Below are 23,061 nucleotides of genomic sequence, written 5' to 3'. Positions count from 1 at the left end.
CAGAACCTCCATACCTTCCCTACTACACACCTATTTGATGAACTCGGAACTTGGGACTACAGCTTGAGGACAAGCTTGTCATGCCAATCCAAAGGAATTGGTATTCATCCGGTATCAACGAATTAACAATATATAAGGTGTGAAAGGGGTTCGCTGCATGAGCAAAAAGTACGTAAAACACAAGATCTGGACCGTACTGCTGGTACTTGCGCTAGGAACGGTTTTGGTGCTTTCCGGTTGTGGGGGATCAGGTGAAGGAGCAAAACCAGAAGCAGGACAACCGCCAGGTGGAGCGGGAGAAGGCGCGCAAGACACGTTGATCTATGGGCGTGGCGGAGATTCCGTGGCATTAGATCCTGCCATTGTGACTGAAAGCGAGTCGTTAAAAATCGGAATACAGGTGTTCGATACACTACTGGAATACAAGGAAAGTACCACGGAGATTCAGCCGGGGCTCGCAGAGAGCTGGGAAGTATCACCGGACGGACTTGTCTATACGTTCAAGCTGCGTCAGGGCGTAAAATTCCATGACGGAAGTGACTTTAACGCAGAAGCAGTTGTATTTAACTTTGACCGCTGGGTTGATCCAAAAAGTCCATACAAATTTGAGGGTGACTCGTTTGACTATTATGATTCTATGTTTGGGCCTGATGGAAGCAGAGTGATTAAGGAGGTTAAAGCGGTGGATGCGAATACCGTCCAGTTTACACTGAACAAGCCGCAGGCTCCTTTTTTACAAAATATCGCTATGCCATCCTTTAGTATTGCAAGTCCCAAGGCTATTAAGGAGAAAAAGGCTGATTTTAAAAATAATCCGGTCGGCACAGGGCCGTTTGTATTTAAGGAATGGAAACGTAACGATACGATCACCTTGGAAAAGAATCCTACTTATTGGAAAGAAGGACAGCCAAAGTTGGCTAAGGTCATCGTTCGTTCCATTCCAGACAACACTGCGCGATTTAATGCTTTGCAAAACGGGGAAATTGACCTGATGGAAGATTTGAATCCGGATGATGCGAAGCAGTTAGAAGGTAACAGCGAGCTGGTAAAAATCGAACGTCCCTCCTTTAATGTGGCATACATTGGATTTAATTTAAAGAAAAAGACATTTAGTAATCCCAAGGTACGGCAAGCACTGAATCACGCAGTGAACAAACAGGCCATTATTGATGCATTGTTTGCGGGCGAGGCCAAGCCTGCAGTCAATCCGATGCCGCCTACGTTATGGGGATATGACGAAAGCATTCAGGACTACACTTATGATCTAAATAAGGCTAAATCTTTGCTAGCGGAAGCGGGTTTCCCTAACGGACTTCCAGAGCCGCTAACCTTCTATGCAATGCCTGTATCTCGTCCATACATGCCTGACGGCAAAAAGGTAGCAGAGGCCATTCAAGCTGATTTTGAAAAAATAGGAGTCAAAGTCAATATCCAATCTCCAGAATGGGCTACGTATCTGGATGATCTTAAAGCTGGAGAGAAGGATGATCTGTATATGTTGGGATGGAACGGGGACAATGGCGACCCGGATAATTTCCTTTACACATTGCTGGACAAGGACACGATCCCAGGCAATAACCGCAGTTTTTATGTGAATGAGGAACTTCACAAAATACTGGTAAAGGCGCAGGTTGAGGTTGATCAAGATAAGCGTGCGGAATTGTATAAACAAGCACAAGTCATTATTAAACAAGATGCACCTTGGATTCCCTTGGTTCACAGCACGCCGTTAATGGCAGGCAAAGCCAATCTTAAGGGTTTTGTACCTTGTCCGGCAGGTATTGAAGCGTACGGTAATATTTATTTTGAATAGCCCAAACGCAAGCAGGCGGTGAATAGCATATGAACTCATATATTGTAAAAAGGCTGGCCATATTGATTCCCGTATTGCTGGGCATGACGCTTATCGTGTTTTCGATTATTCATGCTATTCCCGGTGATCCGGCGGAAACAATACTGGGGGACAAGGCCACGGAGCAGTCCAAACAGGCGCTGCGTGAGCAATTAGGGCTGAATAAGCCGTGGTTACAGCAATATGGGACCTATCTAAGTGAGCTGGCACGAGGGGACTTGGGCGATTCGATTCGCACCCGGCAGCCGATTGCCCGGGAAATGGTCCCTTATCTGGCGGCTACGCTAGAGTTGACGGTAGCAAGCATGTTTTTTGCCGTTGTCGTGGGTATGAATGCAGGCATCGTAAGTGCCTGGAAGCGTAACTCTTGGTTTGACTATGTCAGCATGGTCATTGCCCTGGTCGGAGTATCGATGCCGATTTTTTGGCTGGGCTTGATGGAGCAGTGGATCTTTGCTAATAAGCTGCATTGGCTCCCTTCCATTGGACGTATGAATTCTCGTGATCCGGTGGAAGCTGTGACACATTTAGCCGTGATTGATGCGGTCATAGGTGGACGTATGGATCAGGTATGGACCGTCATCAAGCATTTGATCCTGCCCAGTATCGCACTGGGAACGATTCCAATGGCGGTCATAGCGCGTATTACCCGTTCCAGCATGCTGGAGGTGATGGATGCGGACTATATCCGCACGGCTCGGGCGAAGGGGCTGGCATCTTTTCAAGTCGTGTACAAACATGCGCTTAAAAATGCTGCGATCCCTGTGCTTACTGTCATCGGTCTTCAGACCGGATCGTTACTGGGAGGCGCCGTAATGACAGAGACCATATTTGCCTGGCCCGGCATCGGACGGTACATTTTTGAAGCGATCAGCTCGCGTGACTATCCGGTTATCCAAAGCGGAATTCTAATCATTGCGTTCCTGTTCGTCATCATTAATCTGATTGTCGATTTGCTGTACGCTGTTCTCGACCGGCGTATTCGTTATCAGTAATCAAGTCGTCAATTGGTCAAGGGGGAGCATGTCCGATGTCACAATTTTCAATCGAACCCAATAACATACCGACAACACGCAATACATTGGCGCATTTGCCTGTGGTGTCGGGCCCTTGGAGAGACGCGTGGAGAGCTTTCCGTCACAATAAAATGGCGTTCGTCGGTCTCAGCATTATTATCTTCTTTGTCATCATTGCTTTGATCGCGCCCTGGATTGCTCCTTTTGACTATAAAGAGCAAAATTTGGTGAGCCGCTTGCAGCCTCCTTCCGCAGAGCATTGGTTCGGTACCGATGATCTTGGCCGAGATTTGCTGACTCGTACGCTGTATGGCGCCAGAATCTCGTTATGGGTCGGTTTCTTGTCCGTTATTGGTTCCATGATTGTAGGAACTGCCTTAGGATTAATTGCTGGATTTTATGGAAAATGGGCTGATATGATCATCTCACGCCTATTCGACATTTTACTGGCATTTCCGGGGATTTTGCTGGCAATTGCTATTGTGGCCATTCTGGGGCCTTCGTTGGAAAATGCGTTATACGCCATTGCCATTGTCAATGTGCCAACGTATGGACGATTGGTTCGCTCCAAGGTGCTGAGTGTCAAAACGGAGGAGTATATTACGTCTGCCAGAGCGCTTGGAGCTAATAATCGGCGAATCATACTCCGTTATATTTTGCCTAATAGCCTGACGCCGATCATCGTACAAGGAACATTGGGGATCGGAACGGCCATTATTGAAGCAGCAGCGCTCGGATTTCTGGGCTTGGGTGCACAACCTCCTGAGCCCGAGTGGGGCAAAATGTTGTCCGATTCGCGGCAATATATCCAAAATGCGCCGTGGACAGTTATTTTTCCGGGGATATCTATCATGCTGACCGTATTGGGCTTTAATCTGATGGGTGATGGCCTGCGGGATGTTTTGGACCCAAGAGCGAAGCGTTAGGGTAAAAATAGCGAGGTATATAAACAGCATCATTCCGTCTACACCGTTTTCCATGCACATTTTTTAGTTTTACTTATATACTTCTATTTAAATTGAAGAAAAGAGGTGTTCCCTGAATCTGGTAGCTGGGGAACACCTTTTTATATGACTTTGTTTACGTTTAGTGTACTTCGATTCATCCCGCTATGGTTTGCAATCTTCTCCGTAAGTCATGTGAACTTTCCTGAGGCGTGAAAAAAATGTATAATCACTCCAATTGAGTACGTAGGGAGTGGGCTTTATGACATGGCAAAATAAGAGAGAGCATCGACAATTTGCGGAGCAGACACGGAGCGACGCTTCACGGGCAGCATATGAACGAGATTATTCTCGATTGATCCATTCACCGACCTTCCGCCGGTTGCAGGGTAAATCACAAGTATTTGGCGCAGGCACAGGAGATTATTATCGCACACGGCTAACGCATTCTTTGGAGGTAGCGCAAATTGCGCGTGAGGCAGCACGAAGCTTGCTGCGCCGTCATCCAGGGGTAGAGTTGGAACAGGCGGATAACGCAGGACTGATCATTGACCCTGAGGTGGTGGAGTGTGCGTCGATCGCACATGACTTTGGGCATCCACCGTTCGGACACAAGGGAGAAGAGGTGCTGGACGGGATTTTGGATCAACTGATTGAGACGAAGGTAGAAAAGATATCCGCTGCTGGTGGCTTTACGCCAGAGTCCAAGCGTGGGCTTGAGGCCTATGCACGCGAGCGACGAATTTATGAGCATTTTGAAGGGAATGCGCACAATTTTCGGCTGATTATGTTTTTGGAGAAGCGGGAGAATGTAGATGGTTTGAATTTGTCGGACGCTGTGTTGCTCGGAATCAACAAATACCCGTATCCAGGGATTCTGAACAAAAAAGGGTTGTACCTGCATGAGTGGGAATATATACGTTCGATCCGCGAGGATTGGGGCATCCCTGACGGTAAAAAAACGCTGGAGGCCCAGCTCATGGATCTGTGCGACGATATTGCTTATTCCGCGCATGATTTGGAGGATGGGATTAAGGCAGGGAAAATTGAGGTGCACGAGCATTTCTTATATGACCCATATTTAATTCGTCTGATCACGGAAAAAATCACTACGTTGGAGGATAGCTTCTGGCAAGGCTGGCAACTGGCTGAGATTGAGCAGAAGGTCGCAGCGGTACTAAGCGAATTTTTGAAGGTGTGGAATGGGAAGATGCCGATATGTGAACACGATTATTCTCGCACCCGCCGGGAGGTCAAAGCATACTGGGTCAGCCTGTTTGTCAGCAGCTTAGGTGTAATTGATGATGGAAACTGGAAAAAGGTAACCTTCGTACGGGATGGAAGCGAGGATTTGGATATGCTGCGCACGGTGAGTGTATTAAAAAGCTTTGCTTGGGTCACCATGATCCGCGATCTGCGCGTACAGCGTCTGCAAAAACGCAGTGAATGGATGCTTAGACGGTTATGGTTGGCTTTTCTGGACCCCGAAACATCCAAGTCCATTATTCCGACCGATTGGCTCCAGCGCTACGAACGAGACCAGGCCAAGGCCAAACCAATCTGGACATGGGAGCATATGGTCATTGACTATATTGCAGGCATGACTGATGCTTTTGCTGAAAAAATTTATAATGAGTTATATGGCCTGAAGGTAGGTTCCATTTATGACCTGGACTAACGTTTTTATTTAACCCTATATAGTAGAAGAAACTTGTTTAGAACGGATAGAAGGGAGAGGAGAAGGCGTATATGCAACCTCAGTCTTTAGCTACTAACTCGTTGAATCTCGGTGTGCTTGATATGGTACCGCTGCTGCCCGGCAATCGTCCGGAGCAAGCAGTTCAATGGGCGGCAAAGCTAGCGAAACAGGCGGAAGCATGGGGATATACACGCTACTGGACCTCCGAGCATCACGATATGGAGGGGCTGGCTTCCTCCAGTCCGGAAGTGCTGTTGTCTCATATCGGGGCGGTGACGACGACTATCCAACTGGGGGCGGGGGCTATATTGCTCCCGCATTATAGTCCAGTCAAGGTCGCCGAATGGTTTCATCTGCTGGCTGCTCTATATCCAGGCAGAGTCGAATTGGGTCTGGGGAGGGCCCCTGGCGGGGGGCCTCATGCTTCGATGGCACTAAGCGGCAATTTTCTTCAACATGTGACTGAGCTGCCACAGAAGATGGAAGCTCTATTGGCTTTGTTGGAAGGCACATATGAATATGAACAGACCCCCGTGTGTGCCCGTCCAATGCCAGAACAGCCGCCAGCGCTGTGGATGCTGGGTACCAACCGAAAAAGTGCCGAATATGCTGCGCAGTATTCAACGGGCTATGTATTCGGCCAATTTATGAGTGAACAGCAAACGGAAGAAATGCTAAGCATTTACCGCTCTAGCTTTCAACCGTCCACACGGATGGACAAGCCCCGTACTATGGTTGCTGTAGGAGCAGTATGTGCGTCGACAGATGAGTTGGCGCAGCAATGGGCTGCTCAGATTTCATTAGGCGATCCAGCGATCCGAGCCAGTTGGCTGGTGGGAACACCATCGGTTATTGCCGAACGGTTGCGTAGCTTGCAGATCAAATATAATAATGATGAGTTTCTGTTGGTCACGCCCATTCCCGATTATGAGCAGCGGCTTCATTCCTACCGACTAATAGCGGAGGCTGTGAATGGTAGTCTTGATTCCAAATGAAAAGATGAAAAGAGAACTGACATGAATAAATATAAAATCGATACAGATAAAATGAAACCTCGCTACATATATACCTATGCGTGTCATGAGACCGAGCGTGAATTGTGTCTTTTGGAACTAAAGTGCTTGTTCGGTCAACAGCCTGTGCATAGTTCCATGCTGTCGTCCCATATTCGGCTGGAGCCGGGGATCAGCCCGTTTATCCATCTTCGTCTGGATATCATCATAGAGGCGGACACGCTGGAGGAGCTATGCGAGGCAGCTTCCATGTTACAGCTTGAGGAAGGAAAGACCTTTAAGGTGCTGTGCCTTAAAGAAGGGGACAATGAGGCTGATTATGACGAGCGGCGCGGGATAGAACGCCGGATTGGTGCACGTATTCAGGGGCAGGCGCAAATGAAGACACCGGATGTCACCCTAGGGGTCATACGGGTAGGAGAACGGTGGCTGATGGGCATGTGCGAGTATAGCGACAGATCGTGGCAGGAGCGTCGTCAGAAGCCGCAAAACTATTCTACTGGACTACCCGTTCTGGTAGCTAGAGCACTTGTGAATTTAGCAGCAACGGATATAACTGCATCTAAGGGAAAGTCAGACTCCTTGAAACTGCTGGACCCGTGTTGTGGTATGGGCAATGTAATGATTGAGGCATTGAGTATGGGCAAGGATATTCGCGGCTGTGATATCAACCCGTTGACGGTGCGTGGGGCACGAGTGAATTTACGCCATTTTGGATATGAAGAAGATCTGGTGAAACTGGGGGATATGAACATGCTCACAGGTAATTATGATGCAGCTATATTGGATATGCCTTATAACCTGTGCTCCGTGCTCCCTGCTGACGAACAAAAAAAGATGCTGTGCAGTCTGAGACGCCTGGCCGCGCGGGCAGTGATTGTGAGCACGGAGCCGATGGCAACATTGCTATCCGAGTCAGGCTGGACCGTTATGGAGCAATGCCGTATCTATAAGACAGGTATGAGTCGGGAAATCTGGATCTGTAAGTAGCTTGTTAATACTGAGTTTTGTAGTTAACCAAATTCAGCGGCAGCTTCTGACCAGTAGCATAGGCTTTCAAATTAGTGAGAAAAATATCTACCGCTCGTTCAGCATATCGGTCTGTATCCCCTGCAATATGCGGCGTAATCAGGACATGCTCTAGGCCCCATATTGGATGTGACGCAGGTAGAGGTTCTTCCTCGAATACATCCAGTCCGGCAAAGGCAATATGTTTTTGTTCCAGCGAGCGTACCAGCGCATCTGTATGAACAGTCTTGCCGCGACCGACATTAATGAAGAAGGCGCCTTTACGCATCGCTGCAAATGCTTTTTCGTCAAAGAAGTGATGGGTCTCTTCAGTGAATGGCAAAATATTAACCACAATATCCGCAACGCCCAATGCTTCATGTAGTTGTTCGTTTGTGTACATGTGTTCTACATGGGGAGCTTCCTTGCCGGAACGGCGAACCCCGATCACTCGCATGCCAAAGGCTTCTGCAATCCGAGCTGTTTCACGGCCAATTTCGCCAACGCCTGTAATCAACAGCGTTTTGCCACGTAATTCCGTCAGTTGACCTTCCGGTGGCTGCCATGTTTTCTGACGCTGCAAGAGAGCCGCTTGCTGTAAATAACGGGTATGCGATAGCAGCATTCCAAAGATCTGCTCTGTAATTGGAATCGCATGTACACCACTCGTATTCGTGAGTGCAATGTTGCGCTTTTCCAGTTCGGTAAGCGGGAGCTTATCAATCCCAGCCGACCAGGTTTGTATCCACTTTAGCTTGCTGTCTGGATGTAATGCTTCCTCGGCAATATGCTTGGACCAGCCTAGAATAACCTCGGCCTCACGGATCTGTTCAGTCTCCAATTCCTGGGCTTTGCCAATAAGCAACTCGTAGCCTGGAGCCGCTGCACGAACCTGTTTTTTTTGATCATCCGTCAGTTGATGTAAACTTAAAATGCTTCCCATGATTCATAGCCTCCTCGATGTTTGATTCCTTGGAGTTTCCAATATATTCTGGCGAACCATCCCTTCAAGGATAACAGATTGTCGGAAAATTTGCATAAGATGGGTAGAAACAAGCCCGCGGTGTCATCATATATAACAACAAGTGGCTTTACCCTGATTGGGGACCAACCAAACAGCTACTTTTTGGGATATCCACGGGATATTCATTAAGAAAGGAGAAGAGGTAGATGAAAAATGAATCGCAAAGACTCTTTACAGCGATAGCTCTCCCGGACCAGCACAAGAAGAAGTTACGTCATTGGGTAGAGCAGGATTTGAGTAATTTGTCTTTCCGCAAATGGAGTGACTTCAGAGATTACCACGTGACACTTCAGTTTCTGGGTGATGTGGCGAATTCGGTTATTCCAAAACTTGAGCAGGCTCTAGTTCATGCTGCAGCTGAGCATCGCCCGTTCACGCTTGACATGGGTCAAGCAGGCTTTTTTGGACGCGAAGATTTTCCGCGTGTACTATGGAGGGGAGTGACCGGGCAGCGAGAGTCACTGGATCAGCTGTACCAGTCCATACTTCGAGCTACCGAACCGCTGGGTTTTAAACCCGAGGAACGACCTTATCGACCTCATATCACTGTAGCACGTTCATATACAGGAGGGGAGCCTGTTTCAGCGTCTGTGTGGCAGTCAGATGACCGAAGCGGCGAGCCTTGGGAAGTGGGGGAATTTGTATTATATGCAACCCGAATGGGACAAAAACCAATGTACCAAATAATTCAAACATTCCCATTAATGAGGTGAAACCCTTGATCTATCAGCGAATTTAGTGATATAGTGTTTCAGCGTTATTCAAAAAGCGCATTTTGGGTTACATATCTGAGGAATGTGCTTAAAGTTAACGGGAGGAACATTATGGAAATCGTTAAAGAACATCGTTGGTTTGCACCTCTTTTGAGTGTGCTGCTTGTTTGTATATTGGGGATAGGCCTCTACGCTGAGGTTCAGCAAACACAGAATAATCATAAAAATGCACCTATGCAATCTCTGAGCTGGTCAGGGAACACTTCGGTTCCTACATATGGCGACAGGATGGGGACCCATAACGGGTCAAACAGGACAAGCCCCATCTTTGTCGCTGCTCATGGGCAGCCAAGCTGGAAAGAAATCATGCCGACTCCGTTACCCGCTTCCCAGATGAAGCAGGTGGAACAAGCTCGGAATAACGCTGTTACAGGCAAGAAAAAGCCTGAGGTCCAGCATAGCAAGTCCGCAATCCTAACCCCTCCTACAACCATCTACTTTACGAAGACAAAAATGCTCACTCAGGATGACAAGGCGTTGTCTACCTGGAGCTATCCTGTCTCCGCTAAAGAACTGCTCCTGCTGCAAAAAATAGTGATGGCAGAAGCAGAAGGCGAACCGTACGAAGGCAAAGTGGCAGTTGCCAACGTTGTCTTAAACCGGCTGCGGTCAGCCTCATTTCCCGATACGATTCAGGCAGTGATTTATCAAAAAGCGCAATTTAGTCCGGTTGCGAACGGGCGTCTTCGTCGTGTTCAGCCTAACCAGGACTGCATACGTGCAGTTACGGCCGCTTTGAATGGCCATAAAGCCGTGCCTGATAACACCTGTTTTTTCCTTTCGCTTACGTTGGCCCAGGACCTTACGGTTCATCATTCGCGTACCAAGGTGAAAACAATCGGTCATCATACCTTTTATAAATGAGCATTTAGTATAAATCCCATGAGCGACAAATAACAGCCCTTTCTAAACAACAGGGTTCAGCTTTGTGAGCGTATTTTGTGTGCGCAGGTGAAGCAGGTATGCAAAAGAGGTATAATTAGGTAAAGGAAAGTAACCTAAATAATAAAAGTGACAAAGGAGGCGTAAATGTTATGAAAATCACATATTATGGACATTCAGTTGTGTTGGTGGAGGCAGAGGGGAAGCGGATTATTATCGATCCTTTTTTGACGGGGAATCCTAAAGCAACCGTACAGGCTAAAGATATTCAGGTGGATGCAGTGCTGTTGACACACGGTCACGCCGATCATTTTGGTGATGCAGTTGAAATTGCCAAGCGCAATGATTGCCCTGTAATCGCGGTGGCGGAATTGGCTGAATATTGTGCATCCTTGGGAACCAAAGCTCACGGTATGAATCTGGGTGGTGGTCACCAATTTGACGGTTTTCATGTGAAATTTACGCTGGCGTTCCACAGTTCCTCTTTGACAGTGAACGGACAAACCATCTACATGGGAGAGCCTGCGGGGATTTTATTGATTATGGGAGGCAAAACATTTTTCCATGCAGGGGATACCGGCTTGTTTGGCGATATGCGTCTCATTGGAGAAACCAACTCCATCGATGCCGCAGTATTGCCGATCGGAGATGGTTATACAATGGGACCGGAGGATGCTTTGCTGGCAGCGAAATGGCTACGGGCAAGCCGCGTGATACCGGTGCATTACAATACTTTTCCCGGCATAGAGCAGGACGGAGACGGCTTCTGTGACCGTCTTCATAAAGAAGGTATTGAAGGGAAAGCATTGAAGCCAGGCGAAAGTCTCGAATTTTAATACGGTTTATCGATTTGCGGGAATGTACATGATGGTCCGTATGTATATTAAACTCCTTTGTCAGCCTTTTCTGTTCCTTGGGAATAGAAAAGGCTGACTTTTTTAATGAATATTTATACATAAAAATGATATATTTTTGCATTGGTACGTTGAAGCTGTAATGTAAAAGATTTATTATCACAACCATAAAAACTTTGAATTGCTAACACAATAGGTCAATGATAAAATGATAGAACTAATTAGATTCATCAGTGGAATCGACGTGTTTTTCAAGTCAAGCCATTGCATAATTATTGAAAAACATGCGCATTCGGCGGACCGTACCGCCTTGAATACGTCTTATGTTTTTTGTCCCCCATTCCTCGTAGTTGTTCTTTGATTTACCTCTTGTTGCCACTGTCTTCTATTCGGCCGCCTGTATTTCAGGCCAGCATGACTTTATAACAGAAAGGTTGCGTTCCATGAGACAGACAGGTTTACCACCCAAACAGGGACTATATGATCCCCAATTCGAAAAAGACGCCTGCGGCATGGGCTTTGTTGCCCACATCAAGGGAAAACCATCGCACGATATTGTAAGTCAGGCTTTGACCATGCTCGTAAACATGGAGCATCGGGGCGGTCAGGGAAGTGAACCAAACTCCGGTGACGGAGCAGGGATCATGATTCAGGTTCCGCATCTGTTTTTTCAAGAGGAAGCGGAGCGATTGGGCTTCAAATTGCCAAAGGCTGGACAATATGGCGTGGGTATGCTTTTTGTATCCAATGATCCAAAAGTTCGTGAGCTGCATGAGCAAAAGCTTAGAGAAATCATTGTGGACGAGGGCCAGAACTGTCTGGGCTTTCGCGATGTTCCAACGTATGACGAAATGCTGGGTAAATCGGCAAAAGCAGCTAAACCTGGCGTACGTCAGGTGTTCATCGGCCGCAGTAGCGATTTGAAGGAAGAACTGGATTTTGAACGGAAACTGTATGTCATTCGTAAACGTGCAGAGCTTGCCATTCGCTATAACCAAGAGGATATGAATGGTGAGTCGTTCTATATTCCAAGTTTGTCATGTCGCAAGGTTGTATACAAAGGAATGCTGACAACCGAGCAGGTAGGTAAATTTTATCTGGATTTGCAGGATGAGCGGGTGACATCGGCGATCGCGCTGGTCCATTCCCGTTTTAGTACGAATACGTTCCCGAGCTGGGACCGTGCGCATCCTTATCGTTTTATGATTCACAACGGTGAAATTAATACCATGCGCGGCAACGTAAACTGGATGCATGCGCGTCAGGCACAGTTTGAAAGTGAAGCGTTTGGCAACGATATCAAGAAGGTTAAACCTGTCATCAACCCAGATGGCTCGGATACAGCTATGTTTGATAATACGCTGGAATTTCTGTATCTGAGTGGACGTTCGCTTCCTCATGTAGCCATGATGATGGTACCTGAGCCTTGGAACAAGCATGAGACCATGGACCCGAAGAAGCGGGCATTTTATGAATATCATAGCACCATGATGGAGCCGTGGGATGGACCTGCTGCGATGGCGTTTACAGACGGTATCCAAATCGGGGCGATTCTTGACCGCAACGGCCTGCGTCCTGCACGTTACTATGTGACCAAGGACGATCTGATTGCACTGTCATCTGAGGCGGGCGTTTTGGATATTGCTCCTGAAAATGTGCTTTATAAGGATCGTCTCCGTCCAGGGCGTATGCTCCTGGTGGATACCCAAGAAGGTCGCATCGTTTCTGATGAAGAGTTAAAGGAGCGCATTGCATCCGAAGAACCTTATCAGCAGTGGCTGGATGAGCATTTGATTGATCTGGATGATCTGCCTGAAGCACTGGAGCAGCCAGAACCGAAACATGAAAATGTAAATCAGCTTCAGCTCGCTTTTGGATATACGTTTGAAGAACTACGCAAACTTCTGGAGCCGATGGCACTTACAGGTGCGGAACCGATTGGCTCAATGGGGTATGATGCTCCATTGGCGGTATTGTCTGACCGTCCGCAACGTTTGTACAATTACTTTAAACAAATGTTTGCTCAGGTTACCAACCCGCCGATTGACGCCATTCGTGAAGAAATAGTGACGTCAACTGCAACGACGATTGGACCAGAGCGCAATTTACTGCACCCAGAACCGGAAAGCTGTCGCCAGATTCGGTTGGATTCGCCGGTGCTGTCGAATGAAGAGTTTGCCAAAATTCGTCACGTACACCGTCCAGGCTTCAAATCCATGACCATTCCGATCTTCTTTGAAGCAAAAGAAGGTGCTGAGGGCCTGTACAAGGCGCTGGAAGGACTGTTTGAGGCGGCTGACCGTGTCATTGACAAAGGTCATAACATTCTGATTCTGTCTGACCGTGGAGTGGACGCAGAAAATGCAGCCATTCCGGCGTTGCTAGCTGTTTCCAGCCTGCATCACCATCTGATTAAGCAGGGTACACGCACACGTGTGAGCATTTTGCTGGAATCCGGGGAGCCAAGAGATATTCACCATTATGCGGTGCTTTTGGGCTACGGTGTGAGCGCGGTTAATCCGTATCTGGCGTTTGAAACGCTGGATGTCATGATTCAACAGGGCTTGCTGCGCGGCATCTCGCACGAAAAAGCAGTTAAAAATTATATTAAAGCGGCAACCAAGGGTGTCGTTAAAATATTGTCCAAAATGGGTATTTCCACGATTCAGTCGTACCGTGGAGCGCAAATTTTCGAGGCCGTAGGTCTGAAGCAGGATTTCGTTGACCGTTATTTCACATGGACGCCTTCCCGCATTGGCGGTATTGGTCTGGAGGAAGTGACGATGGAAGCGCTGGCCCACCATAACCGTGCTTTCACTGATAAGGACGGCAATGACAAGGTGCTCGATTCGGGCGGCGAATACCAATGGCGCAACGATGGAGAAGAGCACTTGTTTAACCCGCAAACAGTGCATTTACTCCAGCAGTCGGTTCGCTCGGGAGACTACGAGCTTTACAAGAAGTATACCAAGCTGGTACAGGGTGAATCTGAACAACATTTGACGATTCGCTCCATGCTTCAATTGAAGCCTGCTGGTGAGCCTGTGCCGCTGGATGAAGTGGAATCTGCTGCATCGATTATGCGTCGCTTTAAAACAGGGGCTATGTCTTTTGGCTCCATTAGCCAGGAAGCGCATGAAGATTTGGCGATTGCGATGAATCGGATCGGTGGCAAGAGCAACACGGGTGAGGGCGGGGAAAACCCTGCGCGTTTCATCCCGGATGCTAATGGTGATTCACGTCGCAGTTCGATCAAGCAGGTGGCATCTGGCCGATTTGGTGTCACGTCGAACTACTTGGTGAATGCCGACGAAATTCAGATTAAAATGGCGCAAGGCGCGAAGCCGGGCGAAGGTGGGCAATTACCAGGACGCAAGGTGTATCCTTGGGTCGCCGAGGTACGCGGTTCAACGCCAGGAGTAGGCCTGATTTCGCCACCACCGCATCACGATATTTATTCTATCGAGGATTTGGCAGAGCTCATCTATGATCTCAAAAACGCCAATCCACGTGCTGATATTAACGTAAAGCTGGTATCAGAGGTAGGTGTAGGCACGATTGCTACAGGGGTAGCCAAAGGCCGTGCTGACATTATTCTGGTCAGCGGTTATGACGGTGGTACAGGCGCTTCCCCGCAAGGCTCCATCCGCCATGCGGGTATGCCTTGGGAGCTGGGGCTGGCTGAGACGCATCAGACGCTCATGCTGAACAACCTGCGCGACCGCGTGGTACTGGAGACAGACGGTAAGATGCTGTCTGGACGTGATTTGGTTGTAGCTGCCCTGTTGGGTGCGGAAGAATACGGCTTCTCCACAGCGCCGCTCGTAGCGTTGGGCTGTATTATGATGCGGGTATGCCAAATGGATACCTGTCCGGTGGGTGTGGCTACGCAGAATCCAGAGTTGCGCAAAAATTATATGGGTGATCCAGCCCATGTGGTGAATTTTATGCGTTTCATCGCAGAAGATGTCCGTGAAATTATGGCGGAGCTGGGATTCCGCACGATTCAGGAAATGATTGGCCGTACGGATTGTCTGGATACCGTGAACGCCGATTCGCACTGGAAGAAGAAGGGCGTAGACCTGAGCTTGCTGCTGCATGTTCCTGAGTTGGAAGATGGAAGTGTACGTTACCGTGTACAGCGCCAAAACCACGGTCTGGAAGAAACACTTGATATGCAGAAGCTCGTACCGATGGCTGCGGAAGCACTGGAGAGCGGAACGCCTGTGGAGGGTACCTTGCCTATTACTAACGTGAATCGGGCGGTAGGTACGATTCTGGGCAGCGAGGTTACACGTAAGTATGGGGCGGCAGGTCTGCCTGAGGATACGATTCGCTTTAACTTCATTGGATCGGCAGGTCAGAGCTTCGGAGCCTTTATTCCGAAAGGTATCACGTTGAGCGTCGAAGGCGATAGCAATGACTATGTCGGTAAAGGGCTATCTGGCGGTAAAGTTATTGTAAAGAAATCTCACAAAGCGACCTTTAAGGCTGAAGAGAACATTATTATCGGGAATACAGCCTTGTATGGAGCGACCAGTGGTGAAGCTTATATTAACGGAATCGCAGGCGAGCGCTTTGCCGTTCGGAATTCCGGCGCACGTATTGTTGTTGAGGGCGTTGGTGATCATGGCTGCGAATACATGACGGGCGGACGTGTAGCTGTATTGGGTGGAACCGGACGGAACTTTGGAGCCGGGATGTCCGGAGGTATTGCATACGTCTATGATCCTGAAGGAACGTTCCTGAGCCGTTGTAATCTGGAGATGGTGTTGCTGGAAGATGTGGAGGACCCTGCAGAAGCAGCGGATTTGCGCGGCTTAATTCAGCGCCATGTCACTTACACGGGTAGTGAAGCAGGACAACGTATTTTGGATGAATGGCAGACTGCGATTCAGCAATTTGTACGGGTGATTCCAAAGGATTACAAGCGTATGGTTGAACAGATCCAAAAAGAAGAGGCGACCGGTTTGAGCGGGGATGAAGCTCTACTGGCAGCATTTGAAGCCAATATGCGTGAGTTGGCGCGTACCGGGGGCTAAAAAGCAGACCGCCAAATTCACTAAAAAGGACTTGCTGAATACCGCTGTTATAGTCACGGCGGTGCCAGCAAGTCCTTTTTTTAGGCTGATAAAAATGTGATTTATTACCTTGACAAACGTCATAAATTCTGACATTACCCCCAAAATGTTTTCCTGAAACGGTAAATATGTTATAAAAAGTACCAAATTTTTTGGAATGTAACCGTTTACGTAAGAGTTTATGTCTTGTTATTTATTTTTGGATTGGTTATGATTTTTTTAGAGTACGCAAACAAACCTAATATGCCCATCGTCCCTTCAAAACACAGAATAGGGTGACAGGATGAAGTTGAAGAAGTCAGCAGAAGACAAAATGATTTTTTTATACCGTTATGTATCATTATCTTTAACATCACTTGTTTTTCTGTTCGAAACATCTAGATTAATGGTATGGCAAAAGCTATTACTGATTGTTTTTCTATTTTTATCCGTTACAGCATTTACTTGGATTTACCGTAAATACAGACTTCATGATATGGTATTGAAATGCAGTATTGCACTAGAAACCGCAGGGATCATTTTGCTGTTATTCCCGACCGGAGGGATCAATAGCCCGTTCAAATGGTATGTGATTACTCCCATGCTGGTAGCTTGTGCTCATCTATCTATGAGGTACAGCTGGACGCTCCTACTTTCTTATATCGGTTTGGTGCTCACATTTTGTTATATCTTTTTTACACCAGGTCAATATTTTTTGTGGGATCTTATATTGCAGAACATTAATCTGTTTCTGGTATTGATCGTAACCACTATGGCAATGCAGGTTATTCGCGTCATGAAGGACGAACTGAAGGTGGCTAAAGAACAAGCCAATGAGACGATGGATCATATCAAGTCGATTTACCACATCATGGAGACGACCAGCCATAATGAGGCATTAAATCTAGGTCAGGTCATCTCGGATTACACTGTCAAGTTAACCAAGCAGAGCCGTGCATTTTTCTGGCTGGATAGTCAGGAGGAAGATGCGCCGGCAAGCAGCCAGACAGGCTGGACGGTAGAGGAAGAGGAACAGCTATTCGAGGAACTGGAGAATTACCGGGAGGAGTTCAGGGAAGAGCGCGAACCATTTTTCAGACATCTGCCGGAATGGGGCGACTTTCTCATGATCACCGTACCGATGACGACCCGCTTTGTAGCGACGATTGGCCTCAAGCTGGGACCGGATCAAAGTTTGACAGGAAGACGCTGGCTTGTGCAACAACTGATATTCTTAGCTGAGCTGAGTGCTGTGTTTTTGGAACGCTATGAGCTGGAGCGTATTGAGAATCAGTTGATTGTGACGAATGAGCAGAACCGGATTGCAAATGAAATGCATGACAATGTTTCACAAAGTCTTTTTGGTATTGTGTATGCAACGCATTCTCTCCGGCAGACTTGGTGCCATCAGCCTAAGGAGCAGGTGGAGGAACAAATTGATTTAATTCAGCAATCGGCCAATCAAGCGGTTAGAGAGCTGAAGGGGGCAATTCATAGTCTAAGCTCGAAAAAAAGCGGAGGATCAACTTGGTTGGGGACGGTGAAAAGTCATCTGCATACACTCTCTAAGCTGAACCATGTACAAATTGATTTTGACATCCATGGTGATCATTATTCACTTCCGTATTTGTACCAAAAGGCTTTGTTCCGCATCATTTCCGAAGCGGCGGGGAACGCAATCCGTCATGGATTGGCCAAGCGAATTGATGTGAAGTTAAAATTGACGCCCCAAGTGATTAGACTGTCTATTCATGACGACGGAGTAGGGTTTGAGACGGCGAGAATGGTAGCAGGAGGTGAGGCGGTCAGTGCAGGCGGGGGCCTGGGCATGATGAATATGGAATATTTAGCTCAATCGATGGGAGGCGAATTTGATATTTCAAGTCGAATCGGAGAGGGAACACAGATCCGATTGTCCATTCCGGTAAATGCTTATGAATGAGGATTTTACAAAATCCTTGAATACATTGCGTGAACATTCTGCAATACAAAATCTGCGGTAACAATCGGATACATAGGGATTATGCAAATCCTGAACTGTAGACAGGAGGCCGAATCATGAAAATTGTCATTGTCGATGATCATCCTTTAGTACGGAAAGGACTCGCTGCGGTTATATCCATGCAGCCCAATGTTCAGTTCGCGGGAGAGGCCCAGAATCAACAGGAAGCACTTGCGGTGATCGAGGAAACGGATCCGGATTTGGTGCTGCTGGATTTGAAATTAGCTGATGAATCAGGTCTGGATATTATCAAGATAGCGCGCGGACGCGGGTTCAGAAGCAAATTTATTTTGCTGACCTCTTCTGCAACACGTGAAGATTTTCTGAAAGCGGAGGAAGCCTCTGTGGACGGTTACGTGCTTAAGGAGGCTTTGCCTGAGGAACTAATTTACGCGATTCATCTTGTCAACAAAGGACGCAAATATTATGATCCGGCTATTCTCGAAAATAAACTGCGTGAAGATGCGGGCAATCTCACGGACGACCTGACACCCAAGGAAAAGGAAGTGCTGGTCGAGCTGGGACAAGGGGCTTGCAATCGTGAAATAGCATCCCGGTTATTTATCAGTGAGTTCACCGTCAAAAAGCATGTCAGTCAGATCTTGGCCAAGCTGCGACTGGCAGATCGTACGCAGGCAGCATTATATGCCAATGCGATTGGTCTAGCGAAGTACGAGCCAACCAATATGATGATGCGCTAACCCCATAAGCTACGCAGTAGTTTCAATATGCGAGTGGTATAGAGAAATCCTCAAAATCACCAACTTTGGTGGTTTTGAGGATTTTTTCTTGCGTATTTACCATAATCGACAAAGTATGGTACAAAAGTATACCATGCCGTGTCCAAAAGTATACATCCCCCTTCCTCTGTAGTGAGGGAGAAAGTGCCGTTCGGTTCCATGTCGTTAATACAACGGATTGTTACAATTAGATCATACTTAAAATAAGAAGAGAAATTGTATGGGAGGGAGGATTTTTGTGGAGAAAACCATTTTGGATTATCTAGTCCTGATCAAAAAAAGATTGTGGCTGATTGCGATTTTTGTCATTCTCTCATGTGTAACGACTTACATTGTGAGCGACAATGTCGTAAAGCCAGTCTACTCCGCTTCAAGCCAACTGCTGGTTAATCATATTTCCGCCAAGCAGGGGAGTAACAATCTGAATGACGTCAACACAAGTCTTAATTTGGTGGAAAGCTACAAGCAAATTCTCACTTCACCTAAAATTATGGACGCTGTGGTAGCGACTCATCCTGAGTTCAATTTGACGTCGCAAAAGTTGGCAGAGAAGCTGCAAATTAAATCCTCGGATAAAAGTCAGGTAATCGGCTTGACGTTTGAGGCAGGGAATTATCCCCAGGCCGCAGCGGTTGTAAACGCAGTAACCCAGAAATTCGTGCAGACGGTTCCGGGATTGATGGAATTAAATAATGTGAAAATTTTAAATGAAGCGGACCCGCAAGCCAATCCTGACCCGATTAATGGGAATCCGCTCATGAATATTGCGATTAGTTTTCTCGTATCGCTGATGATTGCGCTGGGCACGATTGTGTTCCTGGAAAGCATTAACGGCACGCTGCGCACGGAAAAAGAAGCGGATGCAGACATCGGCATTCCGGTAATTGCATCGATTCCCGTCATTCGCAAGAAGGACATCGATGGAGTGGCCGGAAATTCCAAAGAACGGGTAGGGGAGCGTAAATATGCTGCGATTGAATGACATGTTGATTACAGAAAGTAATCCATCATCGTATATCTCGGAATCATTTCGATCCCTCCGTACATACATCCGGCAGCAGGTGGTCGGGCAAAAGGACTGTGGGACGGTTCTTTTGTTAACCTCGCCGGAAAGCGGAGCGGGGAAAACAACAATGATCGCCAACATCGGAGTTTCCTTTGCTCAAGAAGGCAAGAAGGTGGCTCTGGTGGATTGCAATCTGCATAAACCAGCGCTGCACGAGATATTCGGAATGGAGAATACCGGAGGTCTATCGGCTTATTTGCGCGGTGGGGCTTCTTCCAAATCTATCGTTAGGCATGGTGGACTGGAACTATCGGTTGTTCCTGGTGGGGACAGTCTGTATAACGCAGCAGATCTGCTCGGTAGCGAACGTATGGCAGAGCTGTTGGAAGAGCTCAAACGTGAATATGACATCATATTACTCGATTCGGCGCCAGCGCTGAATTATACGGATGCTCGCCTGATTGCAGGCTTGACGGATGGTGTGATTCTCGTTGCCAAACATGGCCGGACCAAACGGGAAGATCTACGCAAAACGAAGCAACTCATGGAGCAGGCTAGCGCGACGCTGGTTGGAATTGTGATGAATCAGGTGAAGTAAGCAACACCAAAATTCGATGAAGCAAGGAGAATGAGTGCGATGATGAAAAAAGTGAAAAAGGCCATTATTCCAGCAGCAGGATTGGGAACGCGCTTCCTCCCTGCCACCAAAGCAATGCCTAAGGAAATGCTCCCGATTATCAATAAGCCTACGATTCAATATATCGTGGAAGAAGCGATTGCTTCTGGTATCGAGGACATCATTATCGTTACGGGTAAAGGTAAACGTGCCATTGAGGACCACTTTGACAACGCATTTGAGCTGGAATCCAAACTGCTCGAGGACGGTAAGCTGAAGCTTCTGGAGGAAGTACAGCGTTCTTCAGGCGTGGAAATTCATTACATTCGCCAGAAAGAACCCAAAGGTCTTGGACATGCGGTATGGTGCGCAAGACGCTTTATCGGGGACGAGCCATTTGGTGTGCTGCTGGGCGACGATATCGTAACAGGTCAAAAACCTTGCCTGCGCCAGCTGATGGATCAATATGAGGAAACACAAAACTCTGTGATCGGTGTGCAGCGGGTACCACAGGAATTCACGAACCGGTATGGCATCATTGAACCGGACCAACAGGACGGACGATTGTACCGAGTGAATAATTTTATTGAAAAACCGGCTCCAGGCACAGCCCCATCCGATTTGGCTATTATGGGTCGCTATGTGTTCTCGCCGAAAATTTTCAAATATCTTGATCTTCAGGAAAAAGGAGCTGGAGGCGAAATTCAGTTGACGGATGCGATCCAAAAGCTGAATCAGAGTGAACGTGTGTACGCCTATGACTTTGAAGGCACGCGTTATGACGTAGGTGAACGTCTTGGATATATTTTAACCACTCTTGAATTTGCACTTGCCAGCGATGATTTGAAGTATCCGGTTATGGAGGCCATGAATGAATGGCTGAAAAAAACCGAGAAAGCAACCACAGCGGGTTGAGAGGAGGTACGTCAGCATGAGCATGGAAAATTTACCGGAGGATGGCGAGGCTGTCATGTCAGGTAAAGCGTTTTACATGCCATACGGAAATACACAAATTCAGGATAAAACGTCCTACCTGGTCACAAAACGCCTCCTTGATATGCTGCTGTCTTTCGTGGGTTTAATCGTATTGCTTCCATTGTTTGCAGTGGTGGCCATTCTGATTAAGCTCGAAGACCCAAAGGGAAGTGTGTTTTTCAAGCAAACTCGGGTGGGCAAGAATGAGAAGTTATTCGATATGTATAAATTCCGTTCAATGGTGTCCAATGCCGAGGAACTGAAAAAGGACCTGATGGAGCTGAATGAAGTGAGCGGCGCCATGTTCAAAATTAAAAACGATCCTCGGATCACGAAAATTGGCAGTTTTCTGCGCAAGACGAGTATTGATGAGATTCCGCAGCTGTGGAATGTGTTGGTTGGAGACATGACTTTAGTCGGTCCGCGTCCGCCGTTGCCCAGCGAGGTTGAGCAATACTCCGATTATGACAAGCAGCGCCTGATTGTAACACCGGGATGTACGGGTTACTGGCAGGTGAGCGCACGTAACAGTGTAGGCTTCGAAGAAATGGTGCAAATGGATTTGAAGTATATTCATGTTCGCAATACGTGGCTCGATCTGAAAATCATCATGAAAACAGGCGTTAAAATGCTGTTCTCCAAGGATGCTTACTGATGGATGCATTTAAGCGATGTCCCGCAGTGTCCGTCGTTATTTGCACCTATAACCGGGCGGACCTGCTGGAGAAAACGTTAATGTCTCTACTGAAGCTGGAAGACCTTGCACTGGCTGAGATCATTGTGGTCGATAACCGATCCACCGATCATACAGCAGCGACGATCAAAAGATTCACCGTTGCGCATGGTCAGCATATTCATCTTCGGTATCATTATGAGCGCGAACAAGGACTGTCTGCCGCTCGTAATGCCGGCATTACGTTATCAAAAGCAGACGTCATTGCTTTTCTGGATGATGATGCAATTCCGTGTGTTACATGGCTGCAAACGATTATGTCGGCCTTTGGGAACAATCCCGAGCTGACGGCTATGGGTGGGAAGATTGATCCTAAGTTTGAGACGGAACGCCCGAACTGGTTGACAGGGCCGCTTGAACTGCCTTACACGATTATTGATCTGGGGAAATCCGTTCGGGAATATCCGGCGGGCCTGAATCCATTTGGAGCGAATATGGCTATGCGCAAAACGGCTTTCGCCGCCGTCATGTTCCCGCTTCACTTGGGCAGAAAGGGAGATATCCTACTATCTGGTGAAGAATCGTGGGTATTCGAGCAAATCCGTAAAAATGGTGGAACGATTATGTATCATCCGCACATGGCTGTAGAACATTTTGTTCCGGCTTCACGCTTAACGAGAGAATGGATTTTGAATCGCTACTATTGTCAGGGCATGTCTAATGCTGCTCAAGCTACAGGTCTGCGCGGCAACGCGGTGCTGATGGCAAAAGTGGCAGCCAAAGTGTTATACATCACGGTGGATTCCCTGCTGGCACGTACTGAGGGCAGGAAGCTGTTGAACCGGTGCAGGCTTGAAAATATCCGCGGAACGCTGGATACACTGCGCAACCGGAAAAGCGAGTCAGCTGCGGGGTGAAAGATTG

General features: G+C 47.6%; 18 protein-coding genes. 17 read left to right on the top strand and 1 reads right to left on the bottom strand.

Features of this window, described 5'->3' with window-relative positions:
- Positions 1-157: 157 nt before the first annotated feature.
- The 6 genes from HFD99_RS07355 (at position 158) to HFD99_RS07330 (ending at position 7,514) form a co-directional block, all read left to right on the top strand.
- Positions 158-1,813: an ABC transporter substrate-binding protein gene (locus HFD99_RS07355; protein ID WP_016821272.1), complete on the top strand. Its 1,656-nt coding sequence runs from the start codon at positions 158-160 to the stop codon at positions 1,811-1,813.
- A gap of 29 nt (positions 1,814-1,842) precedes the next feature.
- Positions 1,843-2,847, top strand: a complete 1,005-nt coding sequence (locus tag HFD99_RS07350; RefSeq protein ID WP_123796872.1) for an ABC transporter permease — start codon at positions 1,843-1,845, stop codon at positions 2,845-2,847.
- A gap of 35 nt (positions 2,848-2,882) precedes the next feature.
- Positions 2,883-3,794 (top strand): nickel transporter permease, encoded by a 912-nt coding sequence (gene nikC, locus HFD99_RS07345; protein WP_019686396.1) that lies wholly within the window; start codon positions 2,883-2,885, stop codon positions 3,792-3,794.
- A 280-nt stretch (positions 3,795-4,074) separates the two neighbouring features.
- Complete coding sequence (locus HFD99_RS07340; protein WP_031463061.1) at positions 4,075-5,490, top strand: deoxyguanosinetriphosphate triphosphohydrolase family protein; 1,416 nt, start codon at positions 4,075-4,077, stop codon at positions 5,488-5,490.
- 71 nt (positions 5,491-5,561) lie between these two features.
- Entirely contained in the window at positions 5,562-6,506 is a 945-nt protein-coding gene (locus tag HFD99_RS07335; RefSeq protein ID WP_123796873.1) for an MsnO8 family LLM class oxidoreductase, read from the top strand.
- A gap of 21 nt (positions 6,507-6,527) precedes the next feature.
- Complete coding sequence (locus tag HFD99_RS07330) at positions 6,528-7,514, top strand: RNA methyltransferase (RefSeq protein WP_123796874.1); 987 nt, start codon at positions 6,528-6,530, stop codon at positions 7,512-7,514.
- A 4-nt stretch (positions 7,515-7,518) separates the two neighbouring features.
- Here HFD99_RS07330 and HFD99_RS07325 read toward each other — a convergent pair whose 3' ends face one another.
- Positions 7,519-8,475 (bottom strand): D-2-hydroxyacid dehydrogenase, encoded by a 957-nt coding sequence (locus HFD99_RS07325; protein ID WP_123796875.1) that lies wholly within the window; start codon positions 8,473-8,475, stop codon positions 7,519-7,521.
- A 227-nt stretch (positions 8,476-8,702) separates the two neighbouring features.
- Between HFD99_RS07325 and thpR the strand changes: the two genes are divergently transcribed.
- The 11 genes from thpR (at position 8,703) to HFD99_RS07270 (ending at position 23,054) form a co-directional block, all read left to right on the top strand.
- Positions 8,703-9,269: an RNA 2',3'-cyclic phosphodiesterase gene (gene thpR / locus HFD99_RS07320; RefSeq protein ID WP_123796876.1), complete on the top strand. Its 567-nt coding sequence runs from the start codon at positions 8,703-8,705 to the stop codon at positions 9,267-9,269.
- A gap of 111 nt (positions 9,270-9,380) precedes the next feature.
- Positions 9,381-10,193, top strand: a complete 813-nt coding sequence (locus HFD99_RS07315; protein WP_016821264.1) for a cell wall hydrolase — start codon at positions 9,381-9,383, stop codon at positions 10,191-10,193.
- A 170-nt stretch (positions 10,194-10,363) separates the two neighbouring features.
- Entirely contained in the window at positions 10,364-11,047 is a 684-nt protein-coding gene (locus HFD99_RS07310) for a metal-dependent hydrolase (protein ID WP_123796877.1), read from the top strand.
- A gap of 461 nt (positions 11,048-11,508) precedes the next feature.
- The gene (gene gltB / locus HFD99_RS07305; RefSeq protein ID WP_044785745.1) at positions 11,509-16,107 is read left to right on the top strand and encodes a glutamate synthase large subunit; all 4,599 of its coding nucleotides are present in this window, start codon (positions 11,509-11,511) and stop codon (positions 16,105-16,107) included.
- Between the two features lie 322 nt (positions 16,108-16,429).
- Positions 16,430-18,067: a sensor histidine kinase gene (locus HFD99_RS07300; RefSeq protein ID WP_013369810.1), complete on the top strand. Its 1,638-nt coding sequence runs from the start codon at positions 16,430-16,432 to the stop codon at positions 18,065-18,067.
- A 116-nt stretch (positions 18,068-18,183) separates the two neighbouring features.
- Positions 18,184-18,828, top strand: coding sequence for a response regulator (locus HFD99_RS07295; RefSeq protein ID WP_013369811.1), 645 nt, complete (start codon positions 18,184-18,186; stop codon positions 18,826-18,828).
- Between the two features lie 277 nt (positions 18,829-19,105).
- A complete protein-coding gene (locus tag HFD99_RS07290; RefSeq protein WP_013369812.1) occupies positions 19,106-19,849 on the top strand; it encodes a YveK family protein in 744 nt (247 codons plus the stop codon).
- Positions 19,833-20,471 (top strand): CpsD/CapB family tyrosine-protein kinase, encoded by a 639-nt coding sequence (locus HFD99_RS07285; protein ID WP_123796878.1) that lies wholly within the window; start codon positions 19,833-19,835, stop codon positions 20,469-20,471. The genes HFD99_RS07290 and HFD99_RS07285 overlap by 17 nt, the downstream gene beginning before the upstream one ends.
- Before the next feature lie 42 nt (positions 20,472-20,513).
- Entirely contained in the window at positions 20,514-21,404 is an 891-nt protein-coding gene (gene galU, locus HFD99_RS07280; RefSeq protein ID WP_025364257.1) for a UTP--glucose-1-phosphate uridylyltransferase GalU, read from the top strand.
- A gap of 16 nt (positions 21,405-21,420) precedes the next feature.
- Positions 21,421-22,119 (top strand): sugar transferase, encoded by a 699-nt coding sequence (locus tag HFD99_RS07275; RefSeq protein WP_013369815.1) that lies wholly within the window; start codon positions 21,421-21,423, stop codon positions 22,117-22,119.
- On the top strand, positions 22,119-23,054 hold the full coding sequence (locus HFD99_RS07270; protein WP_019686405.1) for a glycosyltransferase: 936 nt from the start codon (positions 22,119-22,121) through the stop codon (positions 23,052-23,054). The genes HFD99_RS07275 and HFD99_RS07270 overlap by 1 nt, the downstream gene beginning before the upstream one ends.
- The last annotated feature ends 7 nt before the right edge of the window (positions 23,055-23,061 follow it).

The sequence above is a fragment of the Paenibacillus sp. EKM301P genome (assembly GCF_011800295.1).
Taxonomy (GTDB): domain Bacteria; phylum Bacillota; class Bacilli; order Paenibacillales; family Paenibacillaceae; genus Paenibacillus; species Paenibacillus polymyxa.
This window is presented reverse-complemented; position numbering and strand designations above follow the sequence as displayed.

What these genes read in the sequence shown, in the direction of transcription:
- HFD99_RS07355 (WP_016821272.1), top strand. Translation starts at nt 158, where the DNA reads ATGAGCAAAAAGTACGTAAAACACAAGATCTGGACCGTACTGCTGGTA.
- HFD99_RS07350 (WP_123796872.1), top strand. Translation starts at nt 1,843, where the DNA reads ATGAACTCATATATTGTAAAAAGGCTGGCCATATTGATTCCCGTATTG.
- nikC (WP_019686396.1), top strand. Translation starts at nt 2,883, where the DNA reads ATGTCACAATTTTCAATCGAACCCAATAACATACCGACAACACGCAAT.
- HFD99_RS07340 (WP_031463061.1), top strand. Translation starts at nt 4,075, where the DNA reads ATGACATGGCAAAATAAGAGAGAGCATCGACAATTTGCGGAGCAGACA.
- HFD99_RS07335 (WP_123796873.1), top strand. Translation starts at nt 5,562, where the DNA reads ATGCAACCTCAGTCTTTAGCTACTAACTCGTTGAATCTCGGTGTGCTT.
- HFD99_RS07330 (WP_123796874.1), top strand. Translation starts at nt 6,528, where the DNA reads ATGAATAAATATAAAATCGATACAGATAAAATGAAACCTCGCTACATA.
- HFD99_RS07325 (WP_123796875.1), bottom strand. Translation starts at nt 8,475, where the DNA reads ATGGGAAGCATTTTAAGTTTACATCAACTGACGGATGATCAAAAAAAA.
- thpR (WP_123796876.1), top strand. Translation starts at nt 8,703, where the DNA reads ATGAAAAATGAATCGCAAAGACTCTTTACAGCGATAGCTCTCCCGGAC.
- HFD99_RS07315 (WP_016821264.1), top strand. Translation starts at nt 9,381, where the DNA reads ATGGAAATCGTTAAAGAACATCGTTGGTTTGCACCTCTTTTGAGTGTG.
- HFD99_RS07310 (WP_123796877.1), top strand. Translation starts at nt 10,364, where the DNA reads ATGAAAATCACATATTATGGACATTCAGTTGTGTTGGTGGAGGCAGAG.
- gltB (WP_044785745.1), top strand. Translation starts at nt 11,509, where the DNA reads ATGAGACAGACAGGTTTACCACCCAAACAGGGACTATATGATCCCCAA.
- HFD99_RS07300 (WP_013369810.1), top strand. Translation starts at nt 16,430, where the DNA reads ATGAAGTTGAAGAAGTCAGCAGAAGACAAAATGATTTTTTTATACCGT.
- HFD99_RS07295 (WP_013369811.1), top strand. Translation starts at nt 18,184, where the DNA reads ATGAAAATTGTCATTGTCGATGATCATCCTTTAGTACGGAAAGGACTC.
- HFD99_RS07285 (WP_123796878.1), top strand. Translation starts at nt 19,833, where the DNA reads ATGCTGCGATTGAATGACATGTTGATTACAGAAAGTAATCCATCATCG.
- galU (WP_025364257.1), top strand. Translation starts at nt 20,514, where the DNA reads ATGAAAAAAGTGAAAAAGGCCATTATTCCAGCAGCAGGATTGGGAACG.
- HFD99_RS07275 (WP_013369815.1), top strand. Translation starts at nt 21,421, where the DNA reads ATGAGCATGGAAAATTTACCGGAGGATGGCGAGGCTGTCATGTCAGGT.
- HFD99_RS07270 (WP_019686405.1), top strand. Translation starts at nt 22,119, where the DNA reads ATGGATGCATTTAAGCGATGTCCCGCAGTGTCCGTCGTTATTTGCACC.